This is a genomic window from Pseudomonas sp. QE6 (assembly GCF_041379005.1).
Lineage (GTDB): Bacteria > Pseudomonadota > Gammaproteobacteria > Pseudomonadales > Pseudomonadaceae > Pseudomonas.
In genome coordinates, this window is the sequence record NZ_CP166873.1 from 3,539,318 (window position 1) to 3,552,255 (window position 12,938).

Consider the following 12,938-nt stretch of genomic DNA (forward strand, 5'->3'; position numbering starts at 1 on the left):
ATCAATCGATGAACAGGGTGGCGGGATGTTCGAGCAGGGCACGCACGGCCTGGATGAAGGCCGCCGCATCCATGCCGTCGACCACCCGGTGATCGAAGGACGAGGACAGGTTCATCATCTTGCGCACCACGATCTGGCCGTTGATCACCATCGGCCGCTCGACCATGCGGTTGACGCCGACGATGGCCACTTCCGGATGGTTGATCACCGGCGTGCTGACGATGCCGCCCAGGGCGCCGAGGCTGCTCAGGGTGATGGTCGAGCCGGACAGCTCCTCGCGGCTGGCCTTGCCGTGGCGCGCGGCCTCGGCCAGGCGCGCCACTTCTGCGGCGTTGCCCCACAGGTCGCGGGACTCGGCGTTGCGCAGCACCGGTACCATCAGGCCGTTGTCGCTCTGGGTGGCGACGCCCAGGTGCACGGCGCCGTAGCGGGTGATCACGTCGGCCTCGTCGTCATAGCGTGCGTTGAGCTGCGGGAAATCGCGCAGGGCGACGACCATGGCGCGGGCGATGAAGGGCAGCAGGGTGAGCTTGCCGCGTGCGGCGCTGTGCTTGGCGTTGAGGTGGACGCGCAGCGCTTCCAGATCGGTGACGTCGATTTCCTCGACATAGCTGAAGTGCGGGATGCGCCGCTTGGCCTCGGCCATCTTCTTCGCGATCATGCGGCGCAGACCGATCACCGGGATCTGGTGCTCGTCGTGGCGCGCGGCATAGCCGGAGGCGATGGTGGCACCACCATGTTCCAGGTAGTGCTCAAGGTCTTCGTGGAGGATGCGTCCGGCCGGGCCGCTGCCCTGCACGAACTGCAGTTCCACGCCCAGGTCGCGGGCGCGCTGGCGCACCGCCGGCGAAGCCAGCGGCTTCTCGCCCGGTGCGCGGCGCGGAGCCGGCGTCGGGGCAGGGCGGGCAGCCGGGGCGACCGGCCTGTTCTCGGCACGCGGTGCCGGCTTGGGCGCTTCGGCCACCGGTGCGGGCTTGGCTTCCGGTTTGGCCGGCGCCTCTTCATGAGCCTTGGGTTGCGCGGCTTCCTTGAGGTTGCCCTGGCCTTCCACTTCCAGGCGGATCAGCTCGCCGCCCACGGCCATCACCTGGCCCGGCACCCCGCCCAGGGCGAGGATCTTCCCGGCCACGGGCGAGGGAATCTCCACCGTGGCCTTGTCGGTCATGACCTCGGCCAGCAGCTGGTCCTCATGGACCTCGTCGCCCACCTCTACGTGCCACTCCACCAGCTCGACTTCGGCGATGCCTTCGCCGATGTCCGGCATCTTGATGATGTGAGTGCCCATTCAGACCTCCATGGCGCGTTTGAAGGCCGCGCCGACGCGGGCGGGGCCGGGGAAGTAGTCCCATTCCTGGGCGTGCGGGTAGGGCGTGTCCCAACCGGTGACGCGGGCAATCGGCGCTTCGAGGTGGTGGAAGCAGTGTTCCTGCACCAGCGACATCAGCTCGGCGCCGTAGCCGCAGGTGCGGGTGGCCTCGTGGACGATGACGCAGCGGCCGGTCTTCTTCACCGACTCGACGATGGTGTCCAGGTCCAGCGGCCAGAGGCTGCGCAGGTCGATGATCTCGGCATCGATGCCGGTTTCCTCGGCGGCGGTCTGGGCGACGTAGACGGTGGTGCCATAGGTCAGCACGGTCAGCTCGGAACCGGGGCGGGCGATGGCGGCCTTGTCCAGCGGCACGCTGTAGTAACCCTCCGGCACCTGGCTGGCCGGATGCTTGGACCAGGGCGTCACCGGGCGGTCGTGGTGGCCGTCGAACGGGCCGTTATACAGGCGCTTGGGCTCGAGGAAGATCACCGGGTCGTCGTTCTCGATGCAGGCGATCAGCAGGCCCTTGGCGTCGTACGGGTTGGATGGCATGACGGTGCGCAGGCCGCAGACCTGGGTGAACATCGCCTCCGGGCTCTGGCTGTGGGTCTGGCCGCCGTATATGCCGCCGCCGCAGGGCATGCGCACCACCATGGGCACGGTGAAGTCGTTCACCGAGCGGTAGCGGATGCGCGCCGCCTCGGACACCAGCTGGTCGGTGGCCGGGTAGACGTAGTCGGCGAACTGGATTTCCACCACCGGGCGCAGGCCGTAGGCGCCCATGCCGACGGCGGCGCCGATGATGCCGCTCTCGGAGATCGGTGCATCGAACACCCGCGAGGTGCCGTACTTCTTCTGCAGGCCTTCGGTGCAGCGGAACACGCCGCCGAAGTAGCCCACGTCCTGGCCGAACACCACCACGTTGTCGTCACGCTCGAGCATCACGTCCATGGCCGAGCGCAGGGCCTGGATCATGGTCATGCTGGTGACCGCCTGGGCGTTCTCGTGTTGCTGGTTCACGGCATTCATACCCCGAGCTCCTGGCGCTGCCGGCGCAGGTGTTCCGGCAGGTCCTTGTAGACATCATCGAACAGGTTGGCGGCGCTGAACACGTGGCCATCCACCAGCGAGCCGTGGCGTTCGGCCTCTTTCTGCGCGGCGATCACTTCGGCTTCCAGTTCCTTCTGCAGCGCTTCCTGCTGCTCGTCGGACCAGATGCCGAGCACGATCAGGTGCTGCTTCAGGCGGGCGATCGGGTCGCCCAGGGGGAAGTTGGTCCAGTCGTCGGCCGGGCGGTACTTGGACGGGTCATCCGAGGTGGAGTGCGGGCCCGCACGGTAGGTGACCCACTCGATCAGGCTCGGCCCATGGCCGCGGCGGGCGCGCTCGGCGGCCCATTGCGAGGCGGCGTAGACGGCCAGGAAATCGTTGCCGTCCACCCGCAGCGAAGCGATGCCGCAACCCACGCCACGGTTGGCGAAGGTGGTGCCTTCACCGCCGGCGATGGCCTGGAAGGTGGAGATCGCCCACTGGTTGTTGACCACGTTGAGGATCACCGGCGCGCGGTAGACGTGGGCGAAGGTGAGGGCGGTGTGGAAGTCGGATTCGGCAGTGGCGCCGTCGCCGATCCAGGCGGACGAGATCTTGGTGTCGCCCTTGATCGCCGAGGCCATGCCCCAGCCGACGGCCTGGATGAACTGGGTGGCGAGGTTGCCGGAGATCGAGAAGAAGCCCTTCTCGCGGCTGGAGTACATGATCGGCAGCTGGCGGCCCTTGAGCGGGTCCTGCTCGTTGGAGAGCAACTGGCAGATCATGTCCTTGAGCGGGTAGTCGCGGGTGATCAGGATGCCTTGCTGACGGTAGGTCGGGAAGGTCATGTCGCCATCGCGCAGGGCCATGGTGTGGGCGGTGGCGATGGCCTCTTCACCCAGGCACTGCATGTAGAAGGACATCTTCTTCTGGCGCTGGGCGGTGAGCATGCGCGCGTCGAAGATCCGCGTCTTGAGCATCAGGCGCATGCCGCGTAGCAGTTGGTCGTGGCTCAGGTCCGGGGCCCAGGGGCCAAGGGCGTTGCCCTGGTCGTCGAGCACGCGCACCAGGCTGAAGGCCAGGTCGGTGGTCTGGGCGGGTTCGACGTCGATGGCGGGCTTGCGCACCTCGCCGGCGGGCGAGAGGTGTAGGTAGGAGAAGTCGGTCTTGCAGCCCGGGCGTCCGGTGGGTTCCGGGACGTGCAGGCGGAGCGGAGCGTAGTCGGTCATGGCAAGTCTCCAGTTGTGATCGTGGATGTGGATCAGCAGACGGAAGAGGCCATGCCTGGCGGACGCACCCGGCCGGGTAAGGCTACGGTGCGGATGCCGCGCGGGGTCGCGTGGCGGGTGGCGACATCACTCATGGTGAGGTCCTCGGTTGTTGTAGTTGTGGTTTCAGTATAGGTGTGACCGGTTGGTTTTTTGCTCCAAATTGACTAGCTCCGAGCTTAGCGATTAGTGTGTTTGAACCATAAAAACAACCACTTGTAGTACTGGACGAAATGGCTGATCTCGACCGCACCGACCTGAAAATCCTCCGCGCCCTGGCCGACGATGGCCGCCTCTCCTGGCGCGACCTCGCGCAGAAGATCGGCCTGTCGCTGACCCCGACCCTGCGCCGGGTGCGCCGCCTGGAGGAGGAGCACTACATCCAGGGCTATTTCGCCCGCCTCGATGAGGAGCGCCTGTCCGGAGGCATGAGCGTGTTCGTTTCGGTGTCCCTGGAAAAACAGACCGGCGATTACCTCGCGCGGTTCGAGGAACGCATCGTCCAGGCGCCTCAGGTGATGAGCTGCTTCCAGATGACCGGGGATGCGGATTACGTGCTGCGGGTGGTGGTGAAGGACCTGTCGGCGTACCAGCTGTTCCTGACCAATACGCTGACGCAGATTCCCGGGGTGGCGGGGATCAAGTCGGCGTTTGCGTTGAAGTCGGTGATGCTGCGCTCGGCGCCGCCGATCTAGCCGGGAATAGATGGCGCGGCATCGATTCCTTCGCGGATAAGATCCGCTCCTACGAGAGCGGGAGCGGGCCTTGTCCGGGGAATCCTCAAGTCCGCAGCGGGGGGATCGGTTCGCGAGCAAGCTCGCTCCTACAAAAACGGGTTCAGGCGTCGCGGCGAAACTGTTCTCGAAACTGCGTCGGGGTCACTCCCAGGCGCTGCACGAACACCCGCCGCATCTGTGCCGCGCTGCCGAAACCGCAGCGCCAGGCGATCACCTTCAGCGCCAGGTCGCTGCCCTCCAGCAATCCACGCGCCGCATCGATGCGGGCGCGCTGGACGAACTCCGCCGGCGTCACTCCGGCATCGCGAACGAAGACGCGGGCAAAGCTGCGTGGGCTCATCGCCACCTCGGCGGCCAGTTGCGGCACGCCCAGCGGTCGGTCGAGATGTTCCTGGACATGGCGCTGGATGCGCGCCACGGGCGACGCTTCATCTGCCGGCGCCTGCAGGAAGGGGCTGAACTGCGATTGCCCGCCCTGGCGCTGCGCAACCACCAGCAGGCGTTTGGCGACGGCCAGGGCAACCGCCGCACCGTGGTCCTCGGCGACCAGGGCCAGCGCCAGGTCGATGCCGGCCGTGACACCGGCCGACGTCACCAGCGCGCCATCGCGTACATGGATGCGATCGGGTTCCACCCGCGCCTGCGGGAACAGCTCCGCAAGGCGCCGCGCGTCGTTCCAGTGGGTGGTGACGCGCTTGCCATCCAGCAGCCCGGCATGGCCGAGGAGAAAGGCGCCGGTGCAGATCGAACCGTAGCGCGGCGCCTGGGCACAGGCCGCGTGCAGCCAGTCGAGCAGTTCGGCGCTGGGCATTTCCTCCGGCAGCTTCGGCCCGCCGGGCACCAGCAGGATGTCGGTAGCGGCAAAGCCCGGTTCGAGGTTGAAGTCGGCGCCCAGCAGCTGCCCGTTGGAGGCGCGCAAGGGCAGGGGGGACGCGGCGAGGGTGACGACCCGGTAACCCTGTCCGGGCGGCACGAAGGCGTTGGCCTCGGCGAACACATCCAGCGGCCCGGAAACGTCCAGCGCCTGCACACCGGGGAACAGCAGCATGGCCACGCGTTTCATGACGACTCCCGATCCGATCGATGGCGTTCATTCTTGCGGCGGATCGGTCTGGCTGTAAACGCATCAGGAGTGCGAATACTGCCAATCAGGCGACAACCAGGGTCACAATTGCACGTGCAGCATCCTTACAAGACATTATTGTTGCGCGATCTGCATGAATTCTTTGCCGAAGTCGCACTGTGTCCAGAACGGCGGCTCGACTAGATTTAATGGCTGTGGGCCACGATCAACGCGACCCGCGTGATCCCCGAGGTTCCTGCCATGAAATCCACTCTCTCCTTCCTGTTCGTCGTCTCCGCTGCGCTGCTTTCCATCACTGCATTCGCCGACGAGGCGCCGGTCTATCAGTACGGCATGCCGCTGGACGTGGCGAAGGTGCTGCGCATCGAGCAGCCCAACGAACGCTGCGAAGTCAGCCTGGCGACCATGACCTACCTGGACTCCCAGGGGCAGGTCCATACTCTGCGCTACCTTCGCCAGACCGCACGGTGCAGTGACGTTTGAGACGTTCGCGCAGAGGGTGAAACGGCCTGGCGAAGTCCGCTGAACGGTAGGAACGCAAGTCAGGGTTTCGTCAGATTTGGTGCGAAAAAGCTGCATCGTGCCCCGAAAATCCGCACAATGCACATTTGAGCTATCTTGAAACGCCGTTACACCCACCGGAAGTGTGCATTGTGAACAGTTCACAATGTTCCACATGCTCAAAATTTCCGCGTCGTTCCTGATTGGCTTTTCCGGCCCGCTATTTGCGTTGGGCCGGGAGACATTCACCAATCCTCGCGGAGACACCTGATGAGTTCCCCCAGTGAATTCCCCCTGAGCGCGACGCCCAGGGAAGGGCGCAAAGGCCTGCTGCCCATCGCCATGGTCCTGTTCAGCTTCACCTTCTTCACCGGCACCATGTTCGCCGGCGGCAAGATCGGCATGGCCTTCGACTTCGTCGACATGCTCTTGGTCGCCTTCATCGGCAACGTGCTGCTCGCTATCTACGCCGCCGCGCTGGGCCTGATCGCCTCGCGCAGCGGTCTGAATACCGTGCTGATGGGCCGCTTCTGCTTCGGCGAGCGCGGCAGCAAGCTGTCCGACTTCCTCCTCGGCTTCGCCGAACTGGGCTGGTACGCCTGGGGCACCGCCACCGTGGCCATCGTGCTGGTGAAGATGCTGGGCCTCCCCGAGTGGCTGAACATCCCGCTGATGGTGGTGTTCGGCCTGCTGTTCTCGGTCACCGCGATCATCGGCTTCAAGGGTCTGGACATCATGTCCCGCGTGTCGGTGCCGCTGATGTTCATCCTGCTGGTGGCCTCCATGGTCATCGCCACCGGTGCGGCCGGCGGCTGGAGCGGCCTGCTGGCGAAGGAGCCGAGCCAGAGCCTGACCTTCTCCGCCGCCGTGACCATGGTCTTCGGCACCTTCGCCAGCGGCGCGACCCAGGCCACCAACTGGACCCGCATGGCCCGCAGCGGGCGCATCGCGGTGATCGCCAGTGTGGTCGCCTTCCTCATCGGCAACGGCCTGATGATCGTCGCCGGTGCCTGGTGCGCTATCGTCTACCAGAACGCCGACATCGTCGAAGTGATGGTGCTGCAAGGCCTGTCCTTTGCCGCGGTGATCATGCTCTGCCTGAACCTGTGGACCATCCAGGGCCCGACCATCTACAACGTCTCCGCCGCCGCCTGCCATCTGGTGCGCAGCGAGCGTCGCCGGAGCATGACCCTGCTGGCCGCCGGCATCGGCATCATCCTGGCCATCGGCGGCATGTACGAATGGCTGATCCCGTTCCTGGTGCTGCTGGGCTCGATCATCCCGCCGCTGGGCGGCGTGATCATGGCCGACTACTGGTACCGCAACCGCGGTGAATACCCGGCGCTGGTGGGCGCGCACATTCCGGCGTTCAACGTCACCGGCCTCGCGTCCTACGCGGTCGGCGCGGGCCTCGCCTATGCCTCGCCGTGGATCGCGCCGCTGGTGGGCATCGCCGCCTCCGCGCTCTGCTACATCGTCCTCACCGAAGTCACCCGCGCCCGTGCGCCGGTGGCCGAGCCGCGCGCTTGAGCCTGAGCGTCGAGGAAATCCTCCGCCTGCCGGGGCTGGAAAGCCTCGCGCTGCGGGCCGGCGCGCGCAATGTGCATCGCAGCGTGCGCTGGTCCTACGTGGCGGAAAACGTCGGCATCGCCGACTGGGTGATGGGCGGCGAACTGGTGTTCGTCACCGGCATCAACCACAGCCGCAACGAGGCCAACCTGCTGCAGCTGGTGCGCGAAGGCGTCGCCAGCGGCATCGCCGGGATCGTTATCCTCACCGGTGACGAGTTCATTCAGTGCATCCCCGACTCCGTGGTACGGCTAGCCGAGCTGGAAGGCCTGCCGCTGATCGAGCAGCCCTATGCGCTGAAGATGGTCATCGTCACTCACCTGATCGGCACGGCACTGGTGCAGATGACCCAGGTGAAGACCTCTCGCCGCGACATCCTCGGCCAGTTGCTCAGTGGTGACTTCCCGAGCCTGGAGATCGTCCGTCGCCGCGCGCAACACCTGGAGTTGCCGCTGGAAACTGCGCGCCGGCTGGTGGCGCTGCGATTGTCCGGCATCGACAGGCTGTTCCAGCAACAGGAACCGGAGGAAGCCGAGCGCGCGCTGCAACTGACCCGCCAGCGCCTGCTCGACCATCTGGAGAACTGGCAGCAGGCGCGCCCCGAGCGCCTGCCGGTGGTGATCCAGGGTGACCTGTTCGTCCTCCTGCTGGCTGACGTGGAGCGCGCCGAGCTGCACACGCTGGCCGCCGAGCTGCAGCAGGAGCTGGCGCCGTTGCGTGCGTACCTCGGGCTGTCCGCCCGCGCCGATTCCTGCGCGGAATTCCCCCGCGCATTGCTCGAAGCGCGCCAGGCGCTGGACGTTGCCGAAGGCATGCAGGCGCCCAGCGGATTCTGCGACTACCGTGAGCTGGGCGTGCTGCGCCTGCTGCGGGCGATTCCCGATCGGGCGGTGATCGAGCAGTTCATGAAAGACACCCTCGGCCCGCTCTCGGAGCCCGGGCGCAAACAGCCGCACCTGCTGATCGAGACGCTCGACGCGCTTGTCCAGGAGAACGGCAACGCGCTCAAGGCCGCGCAGCGCCTGGGCATCCATCGCAACACCCTGAACCAGCGGATCGCGCGCATCGAGGCCCTGAGCGGCCAGTCCCTGGACGACGCGCAATTCCGCCTGAATACCTCCGTGGCGCTGCTCATCTGGCGCATGTCCAGCGCGCCGCGCCACGAATAGCCTGAAGAGGACCAAGAGCCCATGAAGATCATCAACGCCTCGCTGCGCAAGCAGACCGGCCTGTTCACCATCCGCTGCGAAGGCGACGTCATCGCCGATGTCATCCAGCAAGCCGGCACCCTGGCCGCCAGCGGCGACGACATCGACGCCCGTGGCAACCTGGCCATCGCCCCGCTGGTGGAGCCGCACATCCACCTCGACGCCACCCTGACCGCCGGCGAGCCGGAGTGGAACATGAGCGGCACCCTGTTCGAGGGCATCGAGCGCTGGGCCCAGCGCAAGGAAACCATCACTCATGAGGACACCAAGTCCCGCGCCCACACCACCATCCGCATGCTGGCCGCCCATGGCATCCAGCACGTGCGCACCCATGTGGATGTGACCGATCCGACCCTGGCCGCGCTCAAGGCGATGCTGGAAGTGAAGGAAGAGGCCAGGCACCTGGTCGACCTGCAGATCGTCGCCTTCCCGCAGGAGGGCATCGAGTCCTACGAGGGTGGCCGCGAGCTGATGGAAGAGGCGGTCCGCCTGGGCGCGGACGTGGTCGGCGGTATCCCGCACTTCGAGAACACCCGCGAGCAGGGCGTCAGCTCGATCAAGTTCCTGATGGACCTGGCCGAGCGCACCGGCTGCCTGGTGGACGTGCACTGCGACGAGACCGACGATCCGAACTCGCGCTTCCTCGAAGTGCTCGCCGAAGAGGCCCGCGTGCGCGGCATGGGCGGCCGCGTCACGGCCAGCCACACCACGGCCATGGGCTCCTACGACAACGCCTACTGCTCCAAGCTGTTCCGTCTGCTCAAGCGCTCGGGCATCAACTTCGTTTCCTGCCCGACCGAGAGCATCCATCTGCAGGGGCGCTTCGACACCTTCCCGAAACGCCGTGGCGTGACCCGAGTGGCCGAGATCGACCGTGCCGGAATGAACGTCTGCTTCGGCCAGGACTCGATCAAGGACCCGTGGTACCCGCTGGGCAACGGCAACATCCTGCGCGTGCTGGATGCCGGCCTGCACATCTGTCACATGATGGGCTTCGAGGACCTGCAGCGCGCGCTGGACCTGGTCACCGACAACAGCGCCCGTGCGCTGAACCTGGGCGCGCGCTACGGCATCGCCGCCGGCCGCCCGGCCAATCTGCTGGTGCTCGGCGTGGACAGCGATTACGAGGCGGTGCGCCAGCAGACCAAGGCGCTGTATTCGATCCGCAATGGCCGCGTGCTGATGAAGCGCGAGCCGGAGCAGGTGGAGCTGGTCGAAGGCTGACGGACGTTTCACGGGGGCTGCAGCAGATTGCCTTCAACCCGGCTGCTGCAGCCCTTCGGCGTTCATTGCCATGTTCTGGCGACTGGCGAGCACTACACCGGAGCGATCTTTCGCGCCCTGACCCAAGGCTGCGATCCCCTCAGCAGCGACCTTCTTCCAGGCCCTTGAGGGTCTTGCGGCAGTGCACCAGCGCGTCGCGCACCATGAAGTTCACCAGCGTCGGGGAAACCCCCAGTTCCTCGGCGATCTCCTTCTGCGAGCGACCGTGCAGGCGGTACATCTCGAAGGCATAGCGCGTGCGCTCGGGCAAGGCGAGCAGGGCGTTGGAAATGGCTTCGAGCGTCTGCCGACCCTCATGCTCGGTCTCCGGCGAGGCAGCCGGCGTCGCGACGTGCATGCCTTCCTCCTCGCTCCCCGAATAGCGCTTCTCCAGCGCCTGGCGCCGGTAGAGATCGATGGCCAGGTTGCGTACCACGCGCATCAGGTAGCCGCTCTGCGACTGGATGCCGGAGGTCAGGTCGGTGGCGTTGAGCTTGATGTACGCATCGTGCACCACGTCTTCGGCATGGCTGCGGCAGCCGAGGATGCGTGCGGCCGCATTGATGAAGGTCTGCCGGTGGGTGGCGAACAGCTCATGGAGAGCGGGGCGCGACTCGGCGGGCATTGGCTTGGACATGCAAGGTGTTCCTATGCGGCGGCGGAGGCGGGGACGTCCACATGGGTTGAGGCGGTCAATCTAGATCAAATGATAATTATTATCAATTAATTCGAGAGACTTCGGCAATCGCTCTGGAATAGGGTTCCCACAGCGGTTCGAAGATTTTTCATTCCTATCCTTCCTTGAGAGTTCTTCCCGGGTGCCCGGAACAGATCAGGCATTTTGCGCCGGCGCATATCCTATGAGAATTAATCGCATATGCGATAGCTAACTATTTCCCTGCCTCCTTCGTCTTCATGGCAGAGCCGGAAAAAATCGGTAATGGCCGGTGGCCGGCATCCCCTACAGCTGAAGGAGAAGAGCGATGGCGTTCGATCGCGAAGATGCGGTTTACAAGGTGCTGGTCAACGGTGAAGAGCAGTACTCGCTGTGGCCGGGCTACAAGGAAGTCCCCGCCGGCTGGCGCGATGCCGGCAAGCAGGGGAGCAAGGCCGACTGCCTGGCCTTCGTCGAGGCCAACTGGACCGACATGCGCCCGCTCAGCCTGCGGCAGAAGATGGCCGAGGGGCAGTAACCCATGCTGCGCCTGTTCTGCCTGCCGTATTCCGGCGCCAGCGCCATGCTCTACACACGCTGGAAGCGCCAGTTGCCGGCCTGGATCGAGGTCTGTCCGGTGGAGCTGCCCGGCCGTGGCCGGCGTTTCGCCGAAAACCTGCAGACCGACCTGCGCGTGCTGGCCGGCCAGTTGGCCGACGAAATCGCCGCGCGCCTGGATCAGCCCTACGCCATCTTTGGCCACAGCCTCGGCGGCCTGCTGGCCTTCGAGCTGGTCCATGCCCTGCGCGAGCGCGGTCTGCCGATGCCGCAGGCGCTGTTCGCCTCGGCGGCCTCCGCGCCGTCGCGCCGCGACAGCCACCGCGAGCTGGCGCAGGAGCAGAGCGACGAACAGCTGATCGAGCGTATGCGCCGCCTGGGCGGCACCGCCGAGGCGGTCTTCGCCGATGCGGAAATGCTCGCCCTGACCCTGCCGGTGATGCGCGCCGACTTCCTTCTCTGCGGCCTCTACGACTACCGCCGCCGCCCGCCGCTGTCCTGTCCGATCCACGTGTTCGGCGGCAAGGCCGACCGGCTTTCGGTGGAGTCGCTGTCCGCCTGGCAGGACGAGACCTGCGCCGGCTTCTCCCTGGAGATGCTCGACGGCGGCCACTTCTTCCTCAATTCCAGCGAGGCGCGCCTGCTCGAACTGCTGCGTGCCCGCCTGCAGCAACCGGGCCAGGCGACCAGCGCGGCGCTGGCCTGAGCGACCTTGCGGAGAACCCCGATGTCCAGTTCCACCCTGTTCGACGTTGCTCCTTTGGCCCAGGCCCGTGGCGGCCTGCCGCTGCTGGTACAGGCTCGCGGCGACGGCATCGACCTGCTCGACGCCCTGACCGACCTGCGCCCGCTGGCGGCTGAACGCCTGCCGGTTTGCGCCGGCATCCTCTTCCGTGGCTTCCAGGTCGGCGCGCCGGAGCGCTTCCGCGAGTTCGCCGCCGGCTTCGGTCATCCGCTGCTCAACTACGAGTTCGGTTCGACGCCGCGCAGCAACGTCACCAGCGGCGTGTACACCTCCACCGAGTACCCGCCGCACCAGCACATCCCGCTGCATAACGAGCAGGCCTACACCCGCGAATGGCCGATGAAGATCTGGTTCTACTGCGTGCAGGCCGCGCAGAGCGGCGGCGAGACGCCCATCGCCGACAGCCGCGAGATCTACCGCCGGGTGGACGAGGGCATCCGCCGCCGCTTCAGCGAACGCGGGCTGATGTACACGCGCAACTTCGGCAACGGCCTGGACGTGGCCTGGCAGCAGGTGTTCAACAGCGATGACCCGGCGGTGGTCGAGGTCTACTGCAAGGCCCGCCGGATCGCCTGGGAGTGGAAGGAGGACGGCGAACTGCGCACCCGCCAGGTCTGCCAGGCGGTGGCCCGCCACCCGCGCACCCGCGACTGGGTGTGGTTCAACCAGGCGCACCTGTTCCACGTCTCCAACCTGCCGCCGGACGTGCGCGAGAGCCTGCTGGAAATCGTCGACGAGGAAGACCTGCCGCGCAACGTCTACTACGGCGACGGCAGCCCCATCGAACCCTCGGTGCTCGACGAAATCCGCGGCGTGCTGGAGGAGGCCAAGGTGAGCTTCCCCTGGTACAGCGGCGACGTCCTGATGCTCGACAACATGCTCGCCGCCCACGCGCGCTCGCCGTTCAGCGGGCCGCGAAAAGTCGTGGTCGCGATGGCTGAGGGGCATGGGGCTGACGCCGAGCGTTGAAGCCCGCACGGATAACTCCCTCTCCCAGACGGAGAGGGGACTG

Annotated in this window: 13 protein-coding genes; 8 read left to right on the forward strand and 5 right to left on the reverse strand. The window is 66.2% G+C overall.

Annotation, left to right across the window (positions count from 1 at the left end; all coding sequences use genetic code 11):
- Position 1: 1 nt before the first annotated feature.
- Genes ACAW63_RS16485 through ACAW63_RS16495 form a run of 3 tightly spaced genes read right to left on the reverse strand, consistent with a single transcriptional unit; the run spans position 2 to position 3,567 of the window.
- Positions 2-1,285, reverse strand: coding sequence for a dihydrolipoamide acetyltransferase family protein (locus ACAW63_RS16485; RefSeq protein WP_371226868.1), 1,284 nt, complete (start codon positions 1,283-1,285; stop codon positions 2-4).
- Complete coding sequence (locus ACAW63_RS16490; protein ID WP_275607486.1) at positions 1,286-2,338, reverse strand: alpha-ketoacid dehydrogenase subunit beta; 1,053 nt, start codon at positions 2,336-2,338, stop codon at positions 1,286-1,288.
- Complete coding sequence (locus ACAW63_RS16495) at positions 2,335-3,567, reverse strand: 3-methyl-2-oxobutanoate dehydrogenase (2-methylpropanoyl-transferring) subunit alpha (RefSeq protein WP_371226870.1); 1,233 nt, start codon at positions 3,565-3,567, stop codon at positions 2,335-2,337. The genes ACAW63_RS16490 and ACAW63_RS16495 overlap by 4 nt, the downstream gene beginning before the upstream one ends.
- 272 nt (positions 3,568-3,839) lie before the next feature.
- Here ACAW63_RS16495 and ACAW63_RS16500 point away from each other — a divergent pair, with 272 nt between their 5' ends.
- The gene (locus ACAW63_RS16500) at positions 3,840-4,301 is read left to right on the forward strand and encodes an Lrp/AsnC family transcriptional regulator (RefSeq protein WP_152222911.1); all 462 of its coding nucleotides are present in this window, start codon (positions 3,840-3,842) and stop codon (positions 4,299-4,301) included.
- Positions 4,302-4,443: 142 nt separating this feature from the next.
- Here ACAW63_RS16500 and ACAW63_RS16505 read toward each other — a convergent pair whose 3' ends face one another.
- Positions 4,444-5,406: a GlxA family transcriptional regulator gene (locus tag ACAW63_RS16505; protein WP_371226873.1), complete on the reverse strand. Its 963-nt coding sequence runs from the start codon at positions 5,404-5,406 to the stop codon at positions 4,444-4,446.
- Positions 5,407-5,667: 261 nt separating this feature from the next.
- Between ACAW63_RS16505 and ACAW63_RS16510 the strand changes: the two genes are divergently transcribed.
- From ACAW63_RS16510 to codA, 4 genes are all read left to right on the forward strand, one after another.
- Positions 5,668-5,910 carry a DUF2790 domain-containing protein gene (locus tag ACAW63_RS16510; RefSeq protein ID WP_371226875.1) on the forward strand — a complete coding sequence of 81 codons (243 nt, stop codon included), beginning with the start codon at positions 5,668-5,670 and terminating at the stop codon, positions 5,908-5,910.
- A gap of 288 nt (positions 5,911-6,198) precedes the next feature.
- Positions 6,199-7,458, forward strand: a complete 1,260-nt coding sequence (gene codB / locus ACAW63_RS16515; RefSeq protein ID WP_371226877.1) for a cytosine permease — start codon at positions 6,199-6,201, stop codon at positions 7,456-7,458.
- Positions 7,455-8,666 (forward strand): PucR family transcriptional regulator, encoded by a 1,212-nt coding sequence (locus ACAW63_RS16520; RefSeq protein WP_371226879.1) that lies wholly within the window; start codon positions 7,455-7,457, stop codon positions 8,664-8,666. The genes codB and ACAW63_RS16520 overlap by 4 nt, the downstream gene beginning before the upstream one ends.
- Before the next feature lie 21 nt (positions 8,667-8,687).
- Positions 8,688-9,929: a cytosine deaminase gene (gene codA, locus ACAW63_RS16525; RefSeq protein ID WP_371226881.1), complete on the forward strand. Its 1,242-nt coding sequence runs from the start codon at positions 8,688-8,690 to the stop codon at positions 9,927-9,929.
- A gap of 139 nt (positions 9,930-10,068) precedes the next feature.
- On the opposite strand, the gene ACAW63_RS16530 is transcribed toward codA, so the two are convergent.
- The gene (locus tag ACAW63_RS16530) at positions 10,069-10,605 is read right to left on the reverse strand and encodes an RNA polymerase factor sigma-70 (protein WP_371226883.1); all 537 of its coding nucleotides are present in this window, start codon (positions 10,603-10,605) and stop codon (positions 10,069-10,071) included.
- Between the two features lie 346 nt (positions 10,606-10,951).
- Between ACAW63_RS16530 and ACAW63_RS16535 the strand changes: the two genes are divergently transcribed.
- Genes ACAW63_RS16535 through ACAW63_RS16545 form a run of 3 tightly spaced genes read left to right on the forward strand, consistent with a single transcriptional unit; the run spans position 10,952 to position 12,895 of the window.
- Entirely contained in the window at positions 10,952-11,161 is a 210-nt protein-coding gene (locus tag ACAW63_RS16535) for an MbtH family protein (RefSeq protein WP_371226885.1), read from the forward strand.
- A gap of 3 nt (positions 11,162-11,164) precedes the next feature.
- Positions 11,165-11,887, forward strand: coding sequence for a thioesterase II family protein (locus ACAW63_RS16540; RefSeq protein ID WP_371226887.1), 723 nt, complete (start codon positions 11,165-11,167; stop codon positions 11,885-11,887).
- A 21-nt stretch (positions 11,888-11,908) separates the two neighbouring features.
- Entirely contained in the window at positions 11,909-12,895 is a 987-nt protein-coding gene (locus ACAW63_RS16545; protein WP_371226889.1) for a TauD/TfdA family dioxygenase, read from the forward strand.
- Positions 12,896-12,938: the final 43 nt, after the last annotated feature.